The following is a 15,834-nucleotide window of genomic DNA, read 5'->3' on the forward strand; positions in this document are numbered from 1 at the left end:
GCCATGAGAGTCCTCACCGTCAATGTGGGGCGGCCGAAGGCCGTCGAGTACACCTCCTCCCCGAGCGGCATGACAGGCATCGACAAACGGCCGGCCGAGGGACCCGTGCGGGTGACCGATCCGGGGCCGAAGGGCGAGGGCGGGAGCGGTGTGGCCGGGGACGCGGTCTGCGAACTGCGCTTCCACGGCGGGACCCACCAGGCGGTGTACGCGTTCGCGCGTGAGGACCTGGACTATTGGGAGGGCGAGTTGGGGCGCCCCCTCGCCAACGGCTCGTTCGGGGAGAACCTCACCACCACGGGGTTCGACGTCAACGCCGCCCTCATCGGCGAGCGTTGGCGGATCGGGTCGGCGGTGCTGGAGGTGGCGTCCGGTCGCGTTCCGTGCCGGACGTTCGCCGGCTGGCTGGGCGAGAAGGGCTGGGTCAGGCGGTTCACCCAGCGCGCCGCCCCCGGCCCGTACCTCAGGGTCGTCGAGCCGGGCGAGATCCGGGCGGGCGACGCGATCGAGGTGGTGCACCGGCCGGACCACGAGGTGACCGTCGAGTTCGCCTACCGGGCGTTCACGCTCCAGCGGGAGCTGCTGCCGCGCACGCTCGCGGCGGGCGAGGCGCTGGACCCGGAGGTACGCGAGGCCGCGCTCGCCCATGTCGCACAGGCGGCTCACACCCGCTGAACCGCGCCTGACGGGGCGGCGGATGCCGGTACTCCGTACATGCGGATGCTGATACTCCGTACATGTACGGAGTATCGTCCACAGCCCCATGGGACCGAGCGCCGGGATGTCCGCGCGGGGCACTAACGTGCCGCGTATGACGACTGCACTGATTACGGGCGCGACGGCGGGGATCGGGGCCGCCTTCGCGCGGCGGCTGGCGGCGGACGGCCGCGACGTGGTGCTGGTGGCCCGGGATGTGAAGCGGCTTCGGGAACAGGCGACCGAGCTGCACGACCGGCACGGGATCGAGGCGGAGGTCCTCGCTGCCGACCTGGCCGAGGAGGACGGCATCGCGGCCGTGGAGGCGCGGCTGTCCGACCGCAAGCGGCCGGTGGACCTGCTGATCAACAACGCCGGGTTCGGCAACAAGGGCCGGTTCCTGGATGTGTCCATGGCCGACGAGCTGCGGATGCTGAAGGTGCACTGCGAGGCGGTGCTGCGGCTGACGTCCGCCGCGTCGGCGTCGATGCGGGACCGTGGGCGGGGCGGCGTGGTGAACGTCGCGTCGGTGGCCGCGTTCGTGCCGCGTGGCACGTACGGGGCGTCGAAGGCGTGGGTCGTGCAGTTCACGCAGGGCGCGGCGCGCGATCTGGCGGGCAGCGGGGTGCGGCTGATGGCGCTGTGCCCGGGTTTCGTGCGTACGGAGTTCCACGAGCGGGCCGGGATGGGGACGGACAACATCCCCGGCTGGATGTGGCTGGACGCCGACAAGCTGGTGGCGGAGGCGCTGGCGGATCTGGCGCGGGGCAAGACGCTGTCGATTCCGGACCCCCGCTACAAGGCGCTGATGGGCGTGGCGAAGCTGGTGCCGCGCGGGCTGCTCGGCGGTGTGAGCTCGCGCGCGGGCCGCAAGTACGGGCCGCAGTAGACCCCCGGGCTACTGCGGCCCGTGCCGCGTGTTCCGGAACCGGTCCGGAATGGTGCCGGAATCATGGACGCCGTCACGATCGAACGTCAATGGTTTCGGAACGAATGATCGAAACCCCCGCCGTTCGATCAGATCGAGCCTCCCGGGTGGATTAGGGTCTGACGACGGGCGCCGCTCGATCGAGCCACCACACCTCGAGGGGGACTTCCGCCGTGCGCGAGAGTGCTGTTGAACGTCATGACCGTCTGCTGGCCCTGGTACGGGAGCGCGGCACGGCGCGGGTCTCGGACCTGGCCGCACAGCTCGGCGTCTCCCCCGTGACCGCGCGCCGGGACGTGGAGGCGCTGGCCTCCAAGGGGCTGCTGGACCGGGTGCACGGCCAGGTCTCGTGGCCGGGGGCACAGGGCGGGGCCGAGCGGCGCCCGGGCGGTGAGCCGGCTGCCGCCGCGCCGGGCAGCGGTCCGGTGCTGGGCCTGCTCGCCCCGTCGGCCACGTACTACTTCGCCGAGGTGATCCGTGGCGCGCGCGAGGCGGCGGCCAGGGCGGGGGCGCGGCTGATCCTGCGGATCTCGGACTACCGGCCGGAGGACGACCGGGCCCGCACCGAGGGCCTGCTGGCGGCGGGTGCGGAGGGGTTGCTGATCGCGCCGGGCTGGCGGGCCCCGAGCGACCAGGCCGAGCACGGCGACTGGATCGCCGAGCTGCCGGTGCCGGCCGTACTGCTGGAGCGGCGCGCCACCCCCGGTTCGGCCCTGGACGCGCTGGACCGGGTGTCGTCCGACCACCGGCACGGGGTCGTCCTGGCCGTGCGCCACCTGGTGGGGCTGGGGCACCGGGCGCCGCTGCTGGTGGCCCGCACGGACAGCCCGACCGCGCTGGCGGTGCGGTCCGGGTACGCGGAGGCGCTGGGCGCCCTGGGGCTGGGCGAGCCCGGCCCGGTGATCGATTCGGTGCCGTCCGAACTGGACCCGGAGGGGTTCGAGGCGGCGGTCCGGGCGCTGCGCTCGGCGGTCGCGTCGGGAGCGGCGACGGCCGCCCTGGTGCACAACGACGTGGCCGCCATCGAGATGGTGCAGCGCCTCGCCGAGCTGGGGGTACGGGTACCGGACGACCTGGCGGTGATCGCGTACGACGACGAGATCGCCGCGCTCGCCGACACCCCGCTGACGGCGGTCGCCCCGCCGAAGCGGCAGGTGGGCCGGCTGGCCACGGAGCTGCTGGTGGAGCGGCTCGCCCGGGCGGCGGCGGAGGGCGCCGGTGCCCCGGCCGAGGAGCGGCCCGAGGACGATCCCCGGCGGCATGTGACGCTGCTGCCGAGGCTGCGGGTGCGTGCCTCGTGCGGAGCCGCCGAACCGAAACCGGTCTGATCTTTTTTCGATCAATCAATCTTTCGCTCTTGACTTCGCTCATGAGTGGCTCAATCATCACGGCCACACCTTCCGTGTCGCCGTTCGTTCAGGAGCCCCGCCATGAGCCGCAGCATGAGCCGCAGCGTCAGCCGCAGTTGGAGCAGAACGTCCCCCGCGATAGCCGCCGGCGTCGCCTCCCTCACCGCGCTTACCGTCCTCACGGGATGCGGCGCCGGCAGCGGTGACGACCCGTCAAGCCCCGCGGCCGACGGCAAGCCGGTCACCATCACCTTCTGGGGCTGGGCCAAGGGCTCCAAGGAGGTCGTCGACGCGTTCAACGCCTCGCACAAGAACATCCGCGTGAAGTTCGAGGAGATCCCCTCCGGCAACGCCGGCGGGTACGCCAAGATCTCCAACGCCGTGAAGGCGGGCAACGCCCCCGACCTGGTCTCCATCGAGTACCCGTCGCTCCCCGAGTTCGTCAGCCAGGGCTCGCTCCAGGACATCGGCGCCCACCTGCCCGAGGACGTCAGGAGCCAACTGCTGCCCCAGGCCCTCGAACTCACCACCCTCGGCGGCAAGAACTGGGCCGTCCCCTTCGACGCCGCGCCGCAGGCCTTCTACTACCGCAAGGACCTCTTCGCGAAGTACGGCGTCGAAGTCCCCAAGACCTGGGACGAGTTCAAGGCGGCGGCCGAGAAGGTGAGGAAGGCCGACGCCAAGGCCCGTATCGCCACCTTCTTCCCCGACGACCCGACCACCTTCGAGGCGATGGCCTGGCAGGCCGGCGCCCAGTGGTTCAAGGCCGAGGGCGACACCTGGAAGGTGGACACCACCGACGCCGCCACCAACAAGGTCACCGCCTACTGGCAGGGCCTGCTCGACGCCGGCCTGGTCCACAACAACGCCTCCTTCAGCCCCGAGTGGACCAGCTCCCTGAAGAACGGCACGACCATCGGCTACCTCGGCGCCTCCTGGGGCGCGGGCGTCCTCAAGGGCACCCTGCCCGAGCAGAGCGGCAAGTGGGCCGTCGCCCCGATGCCGAGCTGGGACGGCAAGCCCGCCAGCGGCATGCTCGGCGGCTCGACCTTCGCCGTGACCAAGGACAGCGAGAAGGCCGAGGCGGCGGTCGAGTTCGCCACCTGGATGGCCACCACCGAGGAGGGCGTCAGGGCCCGGATCGCGTCCGGCACCTCCAGCGCCTTCCCGGCCGCCACCGCCCTGCGCCCGGTCGCCAAGAAGGCCTTCGACGCCGGCTTCTACGGCGGCCAGGACATCTACCGGCTCTTCGAGCAGGCCGGCGCCTCCATCAAGCCGAACTGGTCCTGGGGACCCACCACCGGCACCACCAACCTCGCCATCAAGGACCAGCTCGGCAAGGTCGCGAACGGTGGCACCACCCTCGCCGACGCCGTGCGGACCGGACACGACGCGACCGTCGCCGAGCTGAAGAAGCGCGGGCTGAAGGTCGAGGGCTGACACCGATGAAGGCCCGCGTCGCCCGCACCGCCGCCACCACCCCTGCCAACCCCGTCGGCCCCACCGGCCCCACGGGACCCGCTGCCACCGGGCCCGCTGCCACCGGCGGTCCTCGCACCGGGGCCCGGGCCCGGACCGGCGCCGCCACCGTGCTCCTCACCCCCTTCTTCGTCCTGTTCACCGCGGTGATGGTGGTGCCGATCGGATACGCGGTCTGGCTCAGCCTGTTCACCGAGAAGCAGTCGGGGCTGGGATTCGGCGGAACCGAGACCGTCTTCAGCGGCCTCGACAACTACCTGGCGGCGCTGGGCGACCGGGCCTTCCGCGAGGGCTTCGGCGTCCTGCTCGGATACTGCCTGCTCTACATTCCGCTCCTGCTCGCCGGAGCCCTCGGCCTCGCCCTGCTGCTCGACTCGGCGCTCGCCCGCGCCCGCCGCTTCTTCCAGCTCGCGCTGTTCCTGCCGCACGCCGTACCCGGCATCATCGCCGCGCTGATCTGGGTGTACCTCTACACGCCCCAGCTCAGCCCGGTCGTCAAGGCCATGGAGTCCGGCGGCATCGGCTTCGACTTCTTCTCACCCGAAGGCGCCCTCCCCTCCGTGGTCAACATCGCGCTGTGGGAATGGCTCGGCTACAACATGGTCATCTTCTACGCGGCCCTCCAGGCGATCGACCGCTCCGTCCTCGAAGCCGCCACGGTCGACGGGGCGGGCGCCTGGCGCACCGCGTTCGGCATCAAGCTGCCGCTGATCCGCGCCTCCCTGGCGATGGTCGCGCTGTTCACCGTCATCGGATCGCTCCAGCTCTTCACCGAGCCGCTGATCCTCAACAAGGGCACGGGCTCCGCCGTCACCTCCACCTGGACGCCGAACATGTACGCGTACACCGCGGCCTTCGACCGCAACGACTACGGACTCGCGGCCGCCGCCTCCGTGCTCCTCGCGCTCACCGCCGCGCTGCTGTCCTTCGCCGTCACCCGCCTCACCGGCCGCCGGAAGGAGAAGCACGCATGAGCGCGACCGTCACCACCCCGCCGCCCACGACGCGCCGCACCGCGCCCCCGGCCACGAGGAACGCACGCGCCCACCGGCCGCCGAGCCGATGGCTGTCCAGGACCGCCGTCAACGGAGCCCTGCTCCTGTCCGCCGCCTACATGCTCTTCCCCCTCGTCTGGCTGGTCACCGCCGCCACCAAGGACGCGGGCGGGCTGCTGGCCGGGAACGCCTTCTCCTTCGAGGGCTCCGACCTCGGGGGCAACCTCACCCGGCTCGCCGAGTACGGCGACGGGGTGTACTTCCGCTGGTACCTCAACAGCCTGCTGTACGCGGGCGGCGGGGCGCTGGCCTGCTCGCTGATCTGCGTCGCCGCGGGCTACGCCTTCGACAAGTACGACTTCCGCGGCAAGGAGAAGCTCTTCGGCGTCGTCCTGATGGGCGTGCTGGTCCCCACCACCGCGCTCGCCCTGCCCATGTACCTGCTCGCCAGCAAGACGGGCGTCGTCAACACCTACTGGGCCGTGCTCATCCCCGTCCTGGTCAACCCGTTCGGCGTCTACCTCGCCCGGGTCTTCAGCGCCGGCTACATCCCGAACGAGGCCCTGGAGGCCGCCCGTATCGACGGGGCGGGCGAGCTGCGCGCCTTCTGGTCGATCGGGCTCCGCATGATCATGCCCGGCTTCGTGACCGTCTTCCTCTTCCAGTTCACCGCCATCTGGAACAACTTCTTCCTCCCCCTGGTGATGCTCTCGGACCAGCGGCTCTTCCCTCTGAGCCTCGGCCTGTACGCATGGAACAGCAACGCCCACGCCGAACCGGACTTCTACCCCCTCGTCGTCACCGGCTCCCTGCTCGCCGTCGTCCCCCTGGTCGTCGCCTTCGTCTCGCTCCAGCGCCACTGGAAGGCCGGTCTGACCGCCGGCAGCGTCAAGTGAGGAGCTCAACTCCCAAGATGCACCACGCCACTGACAATCGGCCCACCGTCCTCCTCGCGATGGCCCCGGGCATCGCCGGGCGCCTGCTCACCGACGCCCACCGCGCCCGCCTCACCGCCCTCGCGCGCACCGACCCGCACCTGGTCGCCCACGACCTGGCCGCCCCCACGCCCCCCGTCGCGGCCGCGCTCGCGGCGGCGGAGGTGCTGTTCACCTGCTGGGGCGCCACGCCGCTCACGGCCGCCGTCCTGGACCGGGCCCCGCGCCTGCGCGCCGTCGTCCACGCCGCCGGATCGGTCAAGCACCACGTCACCGACGCCTGCTGGGAGCGCGGCATCACGGTGGCCTCGGCCGCCTCGGCCAACGCCCTGCCCGTCGCCGAGTACACGCTCGCCACCATCCTGCTGGCCGGCAAACGCGTCCTGCGCGCCGCACAGCGGTACGCCGAGCTGCGCGCCGACCACGACTGGCTGACCGAGCTGGCCGACAGCGGCAACCACCGCCGCACGGTCGGCATCGTGGGCGCGTCCCGCATCGGGCGCCGCGTGATGGAGCTGCTGCGCCCCTTCGACGTACAGGTCCTGCTGTACGACCCGTACGTCACCCTCGACGAGGTCCCGGCGCTCGGCGCCGTCCCGGTCACCCTCGACGAGCTGTGCGCCCGCGCCGACATCGTCTCCGTGCACGCCCCGCAACTGCCGTCCACGCACCACATGATCGGCGCCCGGCAGCTCGCCCTCATGCCGGACGGCGCGACGCTCATCAACACCTCGCGCGGCTCGCTCGTCGACGAGACCGCCCTGCTCGCGCACCTCACCACGGGCCGCCTCAACGCCGTACTCGACGTCACCGACCCCGAACTCCCGCCACCGGACTCCCCGCTCTACACCCTCCCCAACGTCCTGCTCACCCCGCACATCGCGGGCTCGCTCGGCAACGAGCTGCACCGGATGGCGGACCATGCGCTGGACGAGCTGGAGCGGTACGCGAAGGGCGCGCCGTTCGAGGACCCGGTGCGGCCCTGGGAGCTGAGCCGCTCGGCGTAGCACCGCGAAAGCACCGAGGCCCGGTGCCCCCGCGACGGGGGCACCGGGCCTCGAAACGCTCAGCGGCGTCGGAAGACGTCAGTGGGCGTGGCCGTGACCGTGGCCGTGGCCCGCGTCCGCCGGCTCCTCTTCCTTCTTCTCGACGACCAGGGTCTCGGTCGTGAGCAGCAGGGAGGCGATGGAGGCGGCGTTCTCCAGGGCCGAGCGGGTGACCTTGACCGGGTCGATGACGCCGGCCTTCACCAGGTCGCCGTACTCGCCGGTGGCGGCGTTGAAGCCCTGGCCCTTGTCGAGCTCCGCGACCTTGGAGGTGATGACGTAGCCCTCCAGGCCGGCGTTCTCGGCGATCCAGCGCAGCGGCTCGACGGCGGCGCGGCGGACGACCGCGACACCGGTGGCCTCGTCGCCGTCCTTGCCGAGGTTGCCCTCCAGCACCTTGACGGCGTGGACGAGCGCGGAGCCACCACCGGAGACGATGCCCTCCTCGACCGCGGCGCGGGTCGCGGAGATGGCGTCCTCCAGACGGTGCTTCTTCTCCTTCAGCTCCACCTCGGTGGCGGCGCCGACCTTGATCACGCACACGCCGCCGGCCAGCTTCGCGAGGCGCTCCTGGAGCTTCTCGCGGTCCCAGTCGGAGTCCGTGGTCTCGATCTCGGCCTTGATCTGCGCGACGCGGCCGGCCACGTCCTCGGACTTGCCGCCGCCGTCGACGATCGTCGTGTCGTCCTTGGTGACGGTGACGCGGCGGGCGGTGCCCAGCACGTCCAGACCGGCCTGGTCGAGCTTGAGGCCGACCTCCTCGGCGATGACGGTGGCGCCGGTGAGGGCGGCCATGTCGCCGAGCATCGCCTTGCGGCGGTCGCCGAAGCCGGGGGCCTTGACCGCGACGGCGTTGAACGTGCCGCGGATCTTGTTGACGACCAGGGTCGACAGGGCCTCGCCCTCGACGTCCTCGGCGATGATCAGGAGCGGCTTGGAGGAGCCGGCCTGGATGACCTTCTCCAGCAGCGGGAGCAGGTCGGTGATCGCGGAGATCTTGCCCTGGTGGATCAGGATGTACGGGTCGTCGAGGACGGCCTCCATACGCTCCTGGTCGGTGACCATGTACGGGGACAGGTAGCCCTTGTCGAAGGCCATGCCCTCGGTGAAGTCCAGCTCCAGGCCGAAGGTGTTGGACTCCTCGACGGTGATGACACCGTCCTTGCCGACCTTGTCCATGGCCTCGGCGATGAGCTCGCCGACCTGCTGGTCCTGCGCGGAGAGCGCGGCGACGGCGGCGATGTCGGCCTTGTCGTCGATCGGGCGGGCCGAGGCGAGCAGGTCGTCGGAGACGGCCTTGACCGCGGCGTCGATGCCCTTCTTGAGGGCGGCCGGGGAGGCGCCCGCGGCGACGTTGCGCAGACCCTCGCGGACCAGGGCCTGGGCCAGGACCGTGGCGGTGGTGGTGCCGTCACCCGCGATGTCGTTGGTCTTGGTCGCCACCTCCTTCACGAGCTGGGCGCCGAGGTTCTCGTACGGGTCCTCGACCTCGACCTCGCGGGCGATCGTGACACCGTCGTTGGTGATGGTCGGCGCGCCGAACTTCTTGTCGATGACGACGTTGCGGCCCTTGGGGCCGATCGTCACCTTGACCGTGTCGGCAAGCTTGTTGACGCCGCGCTCAAGGGCGCGACGGGCGTCCTCGTCGAACTTCAGGATCTTCGCCATGGGAGCGATTCAGCCCTCTCGGAAACTCGGGTTAACGAACCGCGCCCCTCGCCGCCCGGCAATGTGTCATCAGCGGGGGCCAGGGGCGCAGCTCAAAAGCAATCTCTGCGGTGACTTACTTCTCGACGATCGCGAGCACGTCGCGAGCCGAGAGGACGAGGTACTCCTCGCCGCTGTACTTCACCTCGGTGCCGCCGTACTTGCTGTACAGCACGATGTCGCCGGTCTTGACGTCGAGCGGAAGACGCTCGCCGTTCTCGAAGCGGCCCGGGCCAACGGCCAGGACGACGCCCTCCTGGGGCTTCTCCTTGGCGGTGTCCGGGATGACCAGGCCAGAGGCGGTGGTCTGCTCGGCGTCGAGCGGCTGGACCACGATGCGGTCCTCGAGCGGCTTGATGGCAACCTTGGAGCTGGTGGTCGTCACGATCCGACCTCCCCCTTCGGAGATCTCACGGGGTTAACTGTCTGAGGTGGCGACCAGGTGGATCCGTCGTCGCGGGTGCCGGACCTGCCCGTCGCTGTGTTGGCACTCTCCAGTGGGGAGTGCCAGAGCCGAGACTATGACCGCGATTAGCACTCGGTCAAGCGGAGTGCCAATTCATCGCCCGGCCGTGGCGTCCACCCGACACCTGGAGGCGGGCGGCGGGCGGGTCAGACGTAGTCCTCCAGCCTGGCCACCGCGTACCCCTTGGCCGTGACGACGTCCATCACCTGCCGGATCATGTCCGGCATGGTGCCGTTCCAGTCCTCCCGGCCCCGGAAATGCGTGAGGATGATGTCGCCGGGATGCAGGTCCCGGTCCCATTCGCGCCACTCCATGTGGTCGGGGAAGGCTTCGGCCGCCCACAGGGGTACGGCCCTGACGCCGCACGACTGGGCGGCCCGCAGCGTGTCGGCGTTGTAGTTGCCGTAGGGCGGGCGGAAGAGGGTGGGGCGCTTGCCGTACCGCTTCTCGATGTTGGCCTGCTGGCCGCAGATCTCGTGCTTCTGCTCCGCGTACGAAAGGGCGGGCATGTAGCGGTGGTTGAGGGTGTGGTTGTGCAGGGCCACGCCCAGGTCCTGCATCCGCTTGAAGTAGCCGTAGTCCTCCTTGACCAGGTAGTCGCTGAGGAAGGCGCTGTAGGGGATGCCCAGTTCGGCCATCATGCGCAGCAGGCGCGGGTCCTTCTCCGCGCCGTCGTCGATCGTGAGGAACACGACCCGTTCCGCGGTCGGGACGGTGGTGAAGACCGGCGGCAGGGCCGGGTCGCCGACTCCGAAGCCCTGGCGGAAGGTGATGTGCGGCTTGTCGCCGGGCGCCGGGGGCGGGGGCGCGACCAGGGGGGTGGCCTTGAGGCCCCACCTCTTGGCGGCGAGGGCGCGGGCGGCCTGGGCGCGCCGGGCCTTCTCCACGTACGCGGTGAGGGCGTCGGACGCGGCGGGGGGCCGCTGGGGCTGCTGCCCCGCGGCGGGCTCGGCCCGGCCGCCGGCACCGGCACCGGCGCCCGCACCGGCCACCGGCCCTCCGCCGCCGGTCTCCCCCGCACAGGCGGAGCCGAGCGCCGCGATCAGCAGCGCGCCCAGCGCGATCCGAGCCCGCTTACTTACCCTTTGACCTTTTTGTCGTACTAGCTGCATGGCGCCGCATCCTGTCAGCGCACCGCCCCCACCACCGGCCGACACCGCCGCCTGACGCGCACCATCCCCCGCCTGGCCCACAATGGGCCGGGTGACCGATCTCGCCGCCTTCTCCGCGCTCCTCACCGACGAGGGCCAGACCCTGCTCACCGCCCTGCGCGACTACACCCCCGCCCAGGAGCTGGCCGTCGCCTCCAAGCTGCGCCGTGAGCACCCGGCCGACCTGGTCACGGCGGCGCTCGGGCAGGCGCGGCTGCGGCAGCGCGCGGTGGCGAAGTTCGGCGAGCGGGACGCGCACCGCATGTACTTCACGCCCAACGGCGTGGAGCAGTCGACCCGGGCGTCGGTCGCCGCGTACCGGGCGGCCCGCTTCAAGGAGCTGGGCGTGCGGACCGTCGCCGACCTGTGCGGCGGGATCGGCGGGGACGCCATCGCGCTCGCCCGCGCCGGCATCCGCGTCCTGGCCGTCGACCGCGACCCGCTGACGGCCGAGGCCGCCCGCGCCAACGCCGCCGCGCTCGGCCTGGCCGACCTGATCGAGGTGCGCTGCGCCGACGTGATGGAGATCGACACGGCCCCGTACGACGCGGTGTTCGTCGACCCGGCACGGCGCGGCGGCCGGGGTGGTGGCCGGATCTTCGACCCGGAGGCGTACTCCCCGCCCCTGTCCTGGGCCATCGACACGGCCCGCGGGGCCCCGCACGCCGCGCTGAAGATCGCCCCGGGCATCCCGCACGAGACCGTCCCGCCGGAGGCGGAGGCCGAGTGGGTCTCCGACGGCGGCGACGTGAAGGAGGCGGTGCTGTGGTTCGGCACCCGGCCCGGCGCGATCACCGCGACCCTCCTGCCCGGCCCGCACAGCCTCACCGGCCGGGGCCTGCCCGATCCGCCGGTCCGCCCCGTCGGCCGCTTCCTGTACGAGCCGGACGGCGCCGTGATCCGCGCGCACCTGGTCGCGGAGGTGGCGGACGACCTCGGCGGCGGCCTGGTCGACGAGACGATCGCGTACATCACGGCGGACGACCTGCGCCCCACCCCGTACGCCAGCGCGTACGAGATCACCGACGAGCTGCCCTTCAACCTCAAGAAGCTCAAGGCCCTGCTGCGCGACCGCGAGGTCGGCGCCCTGACGGTGAAGAAGCGCGGCTCGGCGGTCGAACCGGAGGAACTGCGGCGCAAGGTGAAACCGAAGGGCCCGAACGCGGCCACGGTCTTCCTGACCCGCGTGGCGGGGGCACCGACGATGCTGATCGGGCAGCCGGTCTAGGACCTAGGCCGCCGCCCGCAGCACCAGGCGGCGGTGGCCGAGCGCCTTGGCACCGGCGATCAGGCCGTGCACCCAGAGGATGACGCCCGCGCCCATGGCATAGGCGACCTCCCCGTACGTCGTGCCGCCCGGGCGGGCCAGCGCCGGGACGGCGAACGCCAGCCCCAGCCCGGCCGCGCACAGCGGGAACGCCAGCAACAGCCACGCCAGGCTCATCCCCGGCGCCCGGAAGCGCCCGTCGCGGACCGGCGCCGGATCCAGGGCCATCCACGCCAGCAGCCGGGCCCGCAGAGTGCGGTCCCGGCGAAGGTTGAGCGTGACGACGACGACCAGCGGAGCCATCACGGCCAGGCCCAGGCAGGCGGCGATCGCGCCGGCCATCGCCATCAGCGGGTCCACCGGGCCGTCGAGCGAGAGGATCCCGGCGCCGATGAGACCCCACCCGGCCTGGAGGCCCGCCAGCGCCAGCAGGAACAACGCCAGCCGCTTCCCGCCCAGCATCCGCCGGTTCAGTTCGCAGACCGCCATGGTCCGGTCGGCGAGCAGCTCGTCGCGGCCGGGCCAGGTGCGGAGGTGGACGGGCGGCGGAGGCGGGGGCAGGAGGTTACGGCTGGGCATGGTGTGAGGCTAGCGCCCGTGATCGTTCGTCCCGTGCGACTCGAACCGCCAGCGGTGCACCGGGCGGGTGACCAGGTCGGCGGCGGGTTCGGGGAGTTCGGGGAGGTCCGCGTCGTAGGGGGCGTGCCACCAGGTCAGGACCAGCACCCGGTCGCCGGGGGCCGTGAAGGTCTCCCGGCGGACCGGCTCGGTGGGCAGCGGCTGGGCCCGGGCCCAGGCCAGCAGTTCGGCGCCCCGGCCCTCCGCCGCGCGGGCCTCCCACATGAGGGTGACCACGGTCATGAGTACAGGTTGTCCTTGCTGACCCCGTGCACGTGGTCGTGGTCGTGGCCGTGGTTCCCGGGCACGTGCGGGTCGGTGACCGGCAGCGAGGAGTCCGCCGACAGCTCCAGGTCGGAGGCCGGCCGGTTGCGGGCCACCATCTCGGCGCCGAGGGCCGCGACCATCGCGCCGTTGTCGGTGCACAGCTTGGGGCGCGGCACGCGCAGCCGGATGCCGGCCCGCTCGCACCGCTCCTCCGCGAGCGCCCGCAGCCGCGAGTTGGCGGCCACGCCGCCGCCGATCATCAGGTGGTCGACGCCCTCGTCCTTGCAGGCCCGCACGGCCTTGCGGGTCAGGACGTCGACGACGGCCTCCTGGAAGGACGCCGCCACGTCGCGTACCGGCACCTCCTCGCCCGCCGCGCGCTTGGCCTCGATCCAGCGGGCCACGGCCGTCTTCAGGCCGGAGAAGGAGAAGTCGTACGCGGGGTCCCTCGGCCCGCTCAGCCCGCGCGGGAACGCGATCGCGGCCGGGTCCCCCTCCTTCGCCAGCCGGTCGATCACCGGTCCGCCCGGGAAGCCCAGGTCCAGTACGCGCGCGATCTTGTCGAACGCCTCGCCCGCCGCGTCGTCGATCGTCGAGCCCATGGGGCGGACGTCGGAGGTGATGTCCGGGGCGAGCAGCAGCGAGGAGTGGCCGCCGGAGACCAGCAGCGCCATCGTCGGCTCGGGCAGCGGCCCGTGCTCCAGTTGGTCGACACAGATGTGCGAGGCCAGGTGGTTCACCCCGTACAGCGGCTTGTCCAGCGCGAACGCGTACGCCTTCGCCGCCGACACGCCCACCAGGAGCGCGCCCGCGAGGCCGGGGCCGGCGGTGACGGCGATGCCGTCCAGGTCGCGGGCGGAGACCCCGGCCTGCTCGAGCGCGCGCTCGATGGTCGGGACCATGGCCTCCAGGTGAGCGCGGGAGGCGATCTCGGGCACGACTCCGCCGAACCGGGCGTGCGTGTCCACGCTCGACGCGACGGCGTCCGCGAGCAGGGTCGTGCCCCGGACGATGCCGACTCCGGTCTCGTCGCAGGAGGTCTCGATGCCGAGGACGAGGGGTTCGTCAGCCATCACTCTCAGTTCCTTGTACGTTGTGTACGTTCAGGCGCATGACCAGCGCGTCGATGTTGCCCGGCTGGTAGTAGCCGCGGCGGAAGCCGATCGGTTCGAAGCCGAAGCGCTCGTAGAGCTTCTGGGCGCGGGTGTTGTCGACCCGCACTTCGAGCAGGACCTCGTCGCACTCGAAGGCGGTGGCGTGCTGGAGCAGGTCGGCCAGCAGCCGGGCGCCGAGCCCGGCGCCCCACTGGTCGCGGGCGACGGCGATCGTCTGGACGTCGCCGAGTCCGCCGGCCGCCGCCAGCCCCGCGTACCCGACCAGTCCGCCGTCGGCTTCGGCCACCACGTAACGGCGGGTGGCGTGCGGGCCGCGCGCGTGGGCCAGTTCGGACCAGAACATGCCCTCCGACCAGGCGTCGTCGGGGAACAGCTCCCGTTCCAGCTCCAGCACCGGCGCGATGTCCCACCAGCGCATCTCGCGCAGCACGGGGGTCACTTGGGGGTGACCACCTTGTAGTTCTTCGGCACCTGGGCGTCGGGGCGGCGCAGGTACAGCGGCCGCGGGTCCAGGAACGCCTCCCCCGCCTTCAGCCGCTCGGCCGCCAGAGCCGCGAGCGCGGCGGCCGACTGGTGCTCGGGGTCGCGGGCGCCGGCGAACACCTCGCCGTACAGGCGGGCGCCGGCGCCGACCGCCGGGAGGCCGGCGACCTGCTCGGCGATGTCGGCGGGCCGGTCGACGGCCGGGTCGGTCGCGCGCGTGCGGCAGTCGTCGTACCGCGCCCAGTAGACCTCCTTGCGGCGCGCGTCGGTGGCCACGACGAACGGCTCCTCGATCCCGGAGGCGTACGCGAGTCCGTCGAGCGTGCACAGTCCGTGCACCGGTACGCCGCCGAGCGCCGACGCGAAGGTGGCCGCGGTCACCAGCCCGACCCTGAGCCCGGTGTACGGGCCTGGCCCGACGCCGACGACGATGCCGGTGACGGCGTCCAGCTTCAGACCGGCTTCGTGAAGCACCCGGTGCACGGCGGGCAGCAGCAGTTCCCCGTGGCGGCGCGCGTCGACCTGACTCGACTGCGCGAGGACGGAGTCCCCGTCGTGCAGGGCGACGGTGACGGCGGGTGTGGCGGTATCCATGGCGAGCAAGAGCACGCAAACAGCCTACGGCTCCGCGGCGGCGGGCACGGCGCCCCCGGTACACGCGCGTGATCCTGCTACGGTCACACCGCATACGTACGTGGGAGAGGTGGGCAGCAGCGTGGCAAGGAGCAGCTCGGGATTCGTGGCCGGGCTCACCGCGGCGGCTCTGGCCGCGGTCGCCTTCCTCGCCTACCAGGCGTCGGCCAATGTCCCCGCCGACCTGTCGGCCGGGTCACCCGCCCCGGCCGCCTCGCCGTCGGCGCCCGCGCCGGGCGGCGCACCGAAGAACCCGGCCGACACCGCGCTCGCCCTGCCGAAGCAGTCGGGCACGGGCATGCGGGTGGTGTACTCGCTCGGCGAGCGCCGGGTGTGGCTGGTGGGCGAGAAGGACAAGGTGACCCGGACGTTCCCGGTGATGCCGAGCACGGTCCACCCGGCCCCGGGTACCTACTCCGTGACGTCCCGCTCGGGCACCGTGCCCGGCTCGGACGGCGTCCAGATCGAGCACGTCGTGCGGTTCACCAGCGTGGACGGCGTGACGATCGGCTTCAGCGCGGCGGTCGACGGCTCCCTGTCCACCCCTGACCCGACGCGCCGGACGGGCGGCATCCGCATGAAGCGGGCGGACGGCAACGCGATGTGGACCTTCGCGACGGTCAACTCGAAGGTCGTCGTCGTCCCGTAACGGGTACGCCGGCGTCGACCACCTGCCCACGCCCCGCATGGGTGCGCCGC

Annotated in this window: 17 protein-coding genes; 9 read left to right on the plus strand and 8 right to left on the minus strand. The window is 72.2% G+C overall.

The annotated features are described in order from the left end of the window. Positions 1–3 precede the first annotated feature (3 nt). The 7 genes from ACZ46W_RS29270 to ACZ46W_RS29300 all read left to right on the plus strand — a co-directional run bounded on the left by ACZ46W_RS29270 (position 4) and on the right by ACZ46W_RS29300 (position 7,389). Positions 4–675: an MOSC domain-containing protein gene (locus ACZ46W_RS29270; protein ID WP_468343772.1), complete on the plus strand. Its 672-nt coding sequence runs from the start codon at positions 4–6 to the stop codon at positions 673–675. Between the two features lie 136 nt (positions 676–811). Next, positions 812–1,585: an SDR family NAD(P)-dependent oxidoreductase gene (locus ACZ46W_RS29275; protein WP_468343775.1), complete on the plus strand. Its 774-nt coding sequence runs from the start codon at positions 812–814 to the stop codon at positions 1,583–1,585. A 212-nt stretch (positions 1,586–1,797) separates the two neighbouring features. Next, positions 1,798–2,952: a LacI family DNA-binding transcriptional regulator gene (locus ACZ46W_RS29280; RefSeq protein ID WP_468343778.1), complete on the plus strand. Its 1,155-nt coding sequence runs from the start codon at positions 1,798–1,800 to the stop codon at positions 2,950–2,952. A 102-nt stretch (positions 2,953–3,054) separates the two neighbouring features. Beyond that, a complete protein-coding gene (locus tag ACZ46W_RS29285; RefSeq protein WP_468343781.1) occupies positions 3,055–4,413 on the plus strand; it encodes an ABC transporter substrate-binding protein in 1,359 nt (452 codons plus the stop codon). Between the two features lie 5 nt (positions 4,414–4,418). Further along, complete coding sequence (locus tag ACZ46W_RS29290) at positions 4,419–5,426, plus strand: carbohydrate ABC transporter permease (RefSeq protein ID WP_468343784.1); 1,008 nt, start codon at positions 4,419–4,421, stop codon at positions 5,424–5,426. Continuing rightward, positions 5,423–6,343 (plus strand): carbohydrate ABC transporter permease, encoded by a 921-nt coding sequence (locus ACZ46W_RS29295; protein WP_468343787.1) that lies wholly within the window; start codon positions 5,423–5,425, stop codon positions 6,341–6,343. The genes ACZ46W_RS29290 and ACZ46W_RS29295 overlap by 4 nt, the downstream gene beginning before the upstream one ends. Positions 6,344–6,360: 17 nt before the next feature. After that, positions 6,361–7,389 carry a hydroxyacid dehydrogenase gene (locus ACZ46W_RS29300; RefSeq protein WP_468343790.1) on the plus strand — a complete coding sequence of 343 codons (1,029 nt, stop codon included), beginning with the start codon at positions 6,361–6,363 and terminating at the stop codon, positions 7,387–7,389. Between the two features lie 78 nt (positions 7,390–7,467). Here the strand turns inward: ACZ46W_RS29300 and groL are convergent, their stop codons facing one another. From groL to ACZ46W_RS29315, 3 genes are all read right to left on the minus strand, one after another. Further along, complete coding sequence (gene groL, locus ACZ46W_RS29305; protein WP_468343793.1) at positions 7,468–9,096, minus strand: chaperonin GroEL; 1,629 nt, start codon at positions 9,094–9,096, stop codon at positions 7,468–7,470. 115 nt (positions 9,097–9,211) lie between these two features. Then, on the minus strand, positions 9,212–9,520 hold the full coding sequence (gene groES, locus ACZ46W_RS29310) for a co-chaperone GroES (protein WP_010471835.1): 309 nt from the start codon (positions 9,518–9,520) through the stop codon (positions 9,212–9,214). A gap of 227 nt (positions 9,521–9,747) precedes the next feature. After that, positions 9,748–10,713: a polysaccharide deacetylase family protein gene (locus tag ACZ46W_RS29315; protein WP_468343797.1), complete on the minus strand. Its 966-nt coding sequence runs from the start codon at positions 10,711–10,713 to the stop codon at positions 9,748–9,750. A 91-nt stretch (positions 10,714–10,804) separates the two neighbouring features. Here ACZ46W_RS29315 and ACZ46W_RS29320 point away from each other — a divergent pair, with 91 nt between their 5' ends. Next, complete coding sequence (locus ACZ46W_RS29320; protein WP_468343800.1) at positions 10,805–11,980, plus strand: class I SAM-dependent methyltransferase; 1,176 nt, start codon at positions 10,805–10,807, stop codon at positions 11,978–11,980. Positions 11,981–11,983: 3 nt separating this feature from the next. On the opposite strand, the gene ACZ46W_RS29325 is transcribed toward ACZ46W_RS29320, so the two are convergent. The 5 genes from ACZ46W_RS29325 to tsaB are packed head-to-tail and all read right to left on the minus strand — an operon-like array spanning position 11,984 to position 15,111. Next, on the minus strand, positions 11,984–12,598 hold the full coding sequence (locus tag ACZ46W_RS29325; protein ID WP_468343803.1) for a hypothetical protein: 615 nt from the start codon (positions 12,596–12,598) through the stop codon (positions 11,984–11,986). Positions 12,599–12,607: 9 nt separating this feature from the next. Next, positions 12,608–12,880 (minus strand): hypothetical protein, encoded by a 273-nt coding sequence (locus ACZ46W_RS29330; RefSeq protein WP_468343805.1) that lies wholly within the window; start codon positions 12,878–12,880, stop codon positions 12,608–12,610. Continuing rightward, a complete protein-coding gene (gene tsaD / locus ACZ46W_RS29335) occupies positions 12,877–13,977 on the minus strand; it encodes a tRNA (adenosine(37)-N6)-threonylcarbamoyltransferase complex transferase subunit TsaD (protein WP_468343808.1) in 1,101 nt (366 codons plus the stop codon). The genes ACZ46W_RS29330 and tsaD overlap by 4 nt, the downstream gene beginning before the upstream one ends. Beyond that, positions 13,970–14,437 carry a ribosomal protein S18-alanine N-acetyltransferase gene (gene rimI / locus ACZ46W_RS29340; RefSeq protein WP_468344371.1) on the minus strand — a complete coding sequence of 156 codons (468 nt, stop codon included), beginning with the start codon at positions 14,435–14,437 and terminating at the stop codon, positions 13,970–13,972. Before rimI ends, tsaD begins: the two co-directional genes overlap by 8 nt. A gap of 17 nt (positions 14,438–14,454) precedes the next feature. Further along, positions 14,455–15,111: a tRNA (adenosine(37)-N6)-threonylcarbamoyltransferase complex dimerization subunit type 1 TsaB gene (gene tsaB / locus ACZ46W_RS29345; RefSeq protein ID WP_468343811.1), complete on the minus strand. Its 657-nt coding sequence runs from the start codon at positions 15,109–15,111 to the stop codon at positions 14,455–14,457. Positions 15,112–15,217: 106 nt separating this feature from the next. Here tsaB and ACZ46W_RS29350 point away from each other — a divergent pair, with 106 nt between their 5' ends. Next, on the plus strand, positions 15,218–15,784 hold the full coding sequence (locus tag ACZ46W_RS29350; RefSeq protein ID WP_468343814.1) for a L,D-transpeptidase: 567 nt from the start codon (positions 15,218–15,220) through the stop codon (positions 15,782–15,784). The last annotated feature ends 50 nt before the right edge of the window (positions 15,785–15,834 follow it).

Source organism: Streptomyces sp. NPDC031064 (genome assembly GCF_055570965.1).

Bases quoted from the DNA above. Each gene is read 5' to 3' on its own strand.
- ACZ46W_RS29275 (WP_468343775.1), top strand. From the start codon at position 812: ATGACGACTGCACTGATTACGGGCGCGACGGCGGGGATCGGGGCCGCC.
- ACZ46W_RS29315 (WP_468343797.1), bottom strand. From the start codon at position 10,713: ATGCAGCTAGTACGACAAAAAGGTCAAAGGGTAAGTAAGCGGGCTCGG.
- ACZ46W_RS29270 (WP_468343772.1), top strand. From the start codon at position 4: ATGAGAGTCCTCACCGTCAATGTGGGGCGGCCGAAGGCCGTCGAGTAC.
- ACZ46W_RS29330 (WP_468343805.1), bottom strand. From the start codon at position 12,880: ATGACCGTGGTCACCCTCATGTGGGAGGCCCGCGCGGCGGAGGGCCGG.
- groL (WP_468343793.1), bottom strand. From the start codon at position 9,096: ATGGCGAAGATCCTGAAGTTCGACGAGGACGCCCGTCGCGCCCTTGAG.
- rimI (WP_468344371.1), bottom strand. From the start codon at position 14,437: ATGCGCTGGTGGGACATCGCGCCGGTGCTGGAGCTGGAACGGGAGCTG.
- ACZ46W_RS29290 (WP_468343784.1), top strand. From the start codon at position 4,419: ATGAAGGCCCGCGTCGCCCGCACCGCCGCCACCACCCCTGCCAACCCC.
- ACZ46W_RS29325 (WP_468343803.1), bottom strand. From the start codon at position 12,598: ATGCCCAGCCGTAACCTCCTGCCCCCGCCTCCGCCGCCCGTCCACCTC.
- ACZ46W_RS29300 (WP_468343790.1), top strand. From the start codon at position 6,361: ATGCACCACGCCACTGACAATCGGCCCACCGTCCTCCTCGCGATGGCC.
- tsaD (WP_468343808.1), bottom strand. From the start codon at position 13,977: ATGGCTGACGAACCCCTCGTCCTCGGCATCGAGACCTCCTGCGACGAG.
- ACZ46W_RS29295 (WP_468343787.1), top strand. From the start codon at position 5,423: ATGAGCGCGACCGTCACCACCCCGCCGCCCACGACGCGCCGCACCGCG.
- ACZ46W_RS29285 (WP_468343781.1), top strand. From the start codon at position 3,055: ATGAGCCGCAGCATGAGCCGCAGCGTCAGCCGCAGTTGGAGCAGAACG.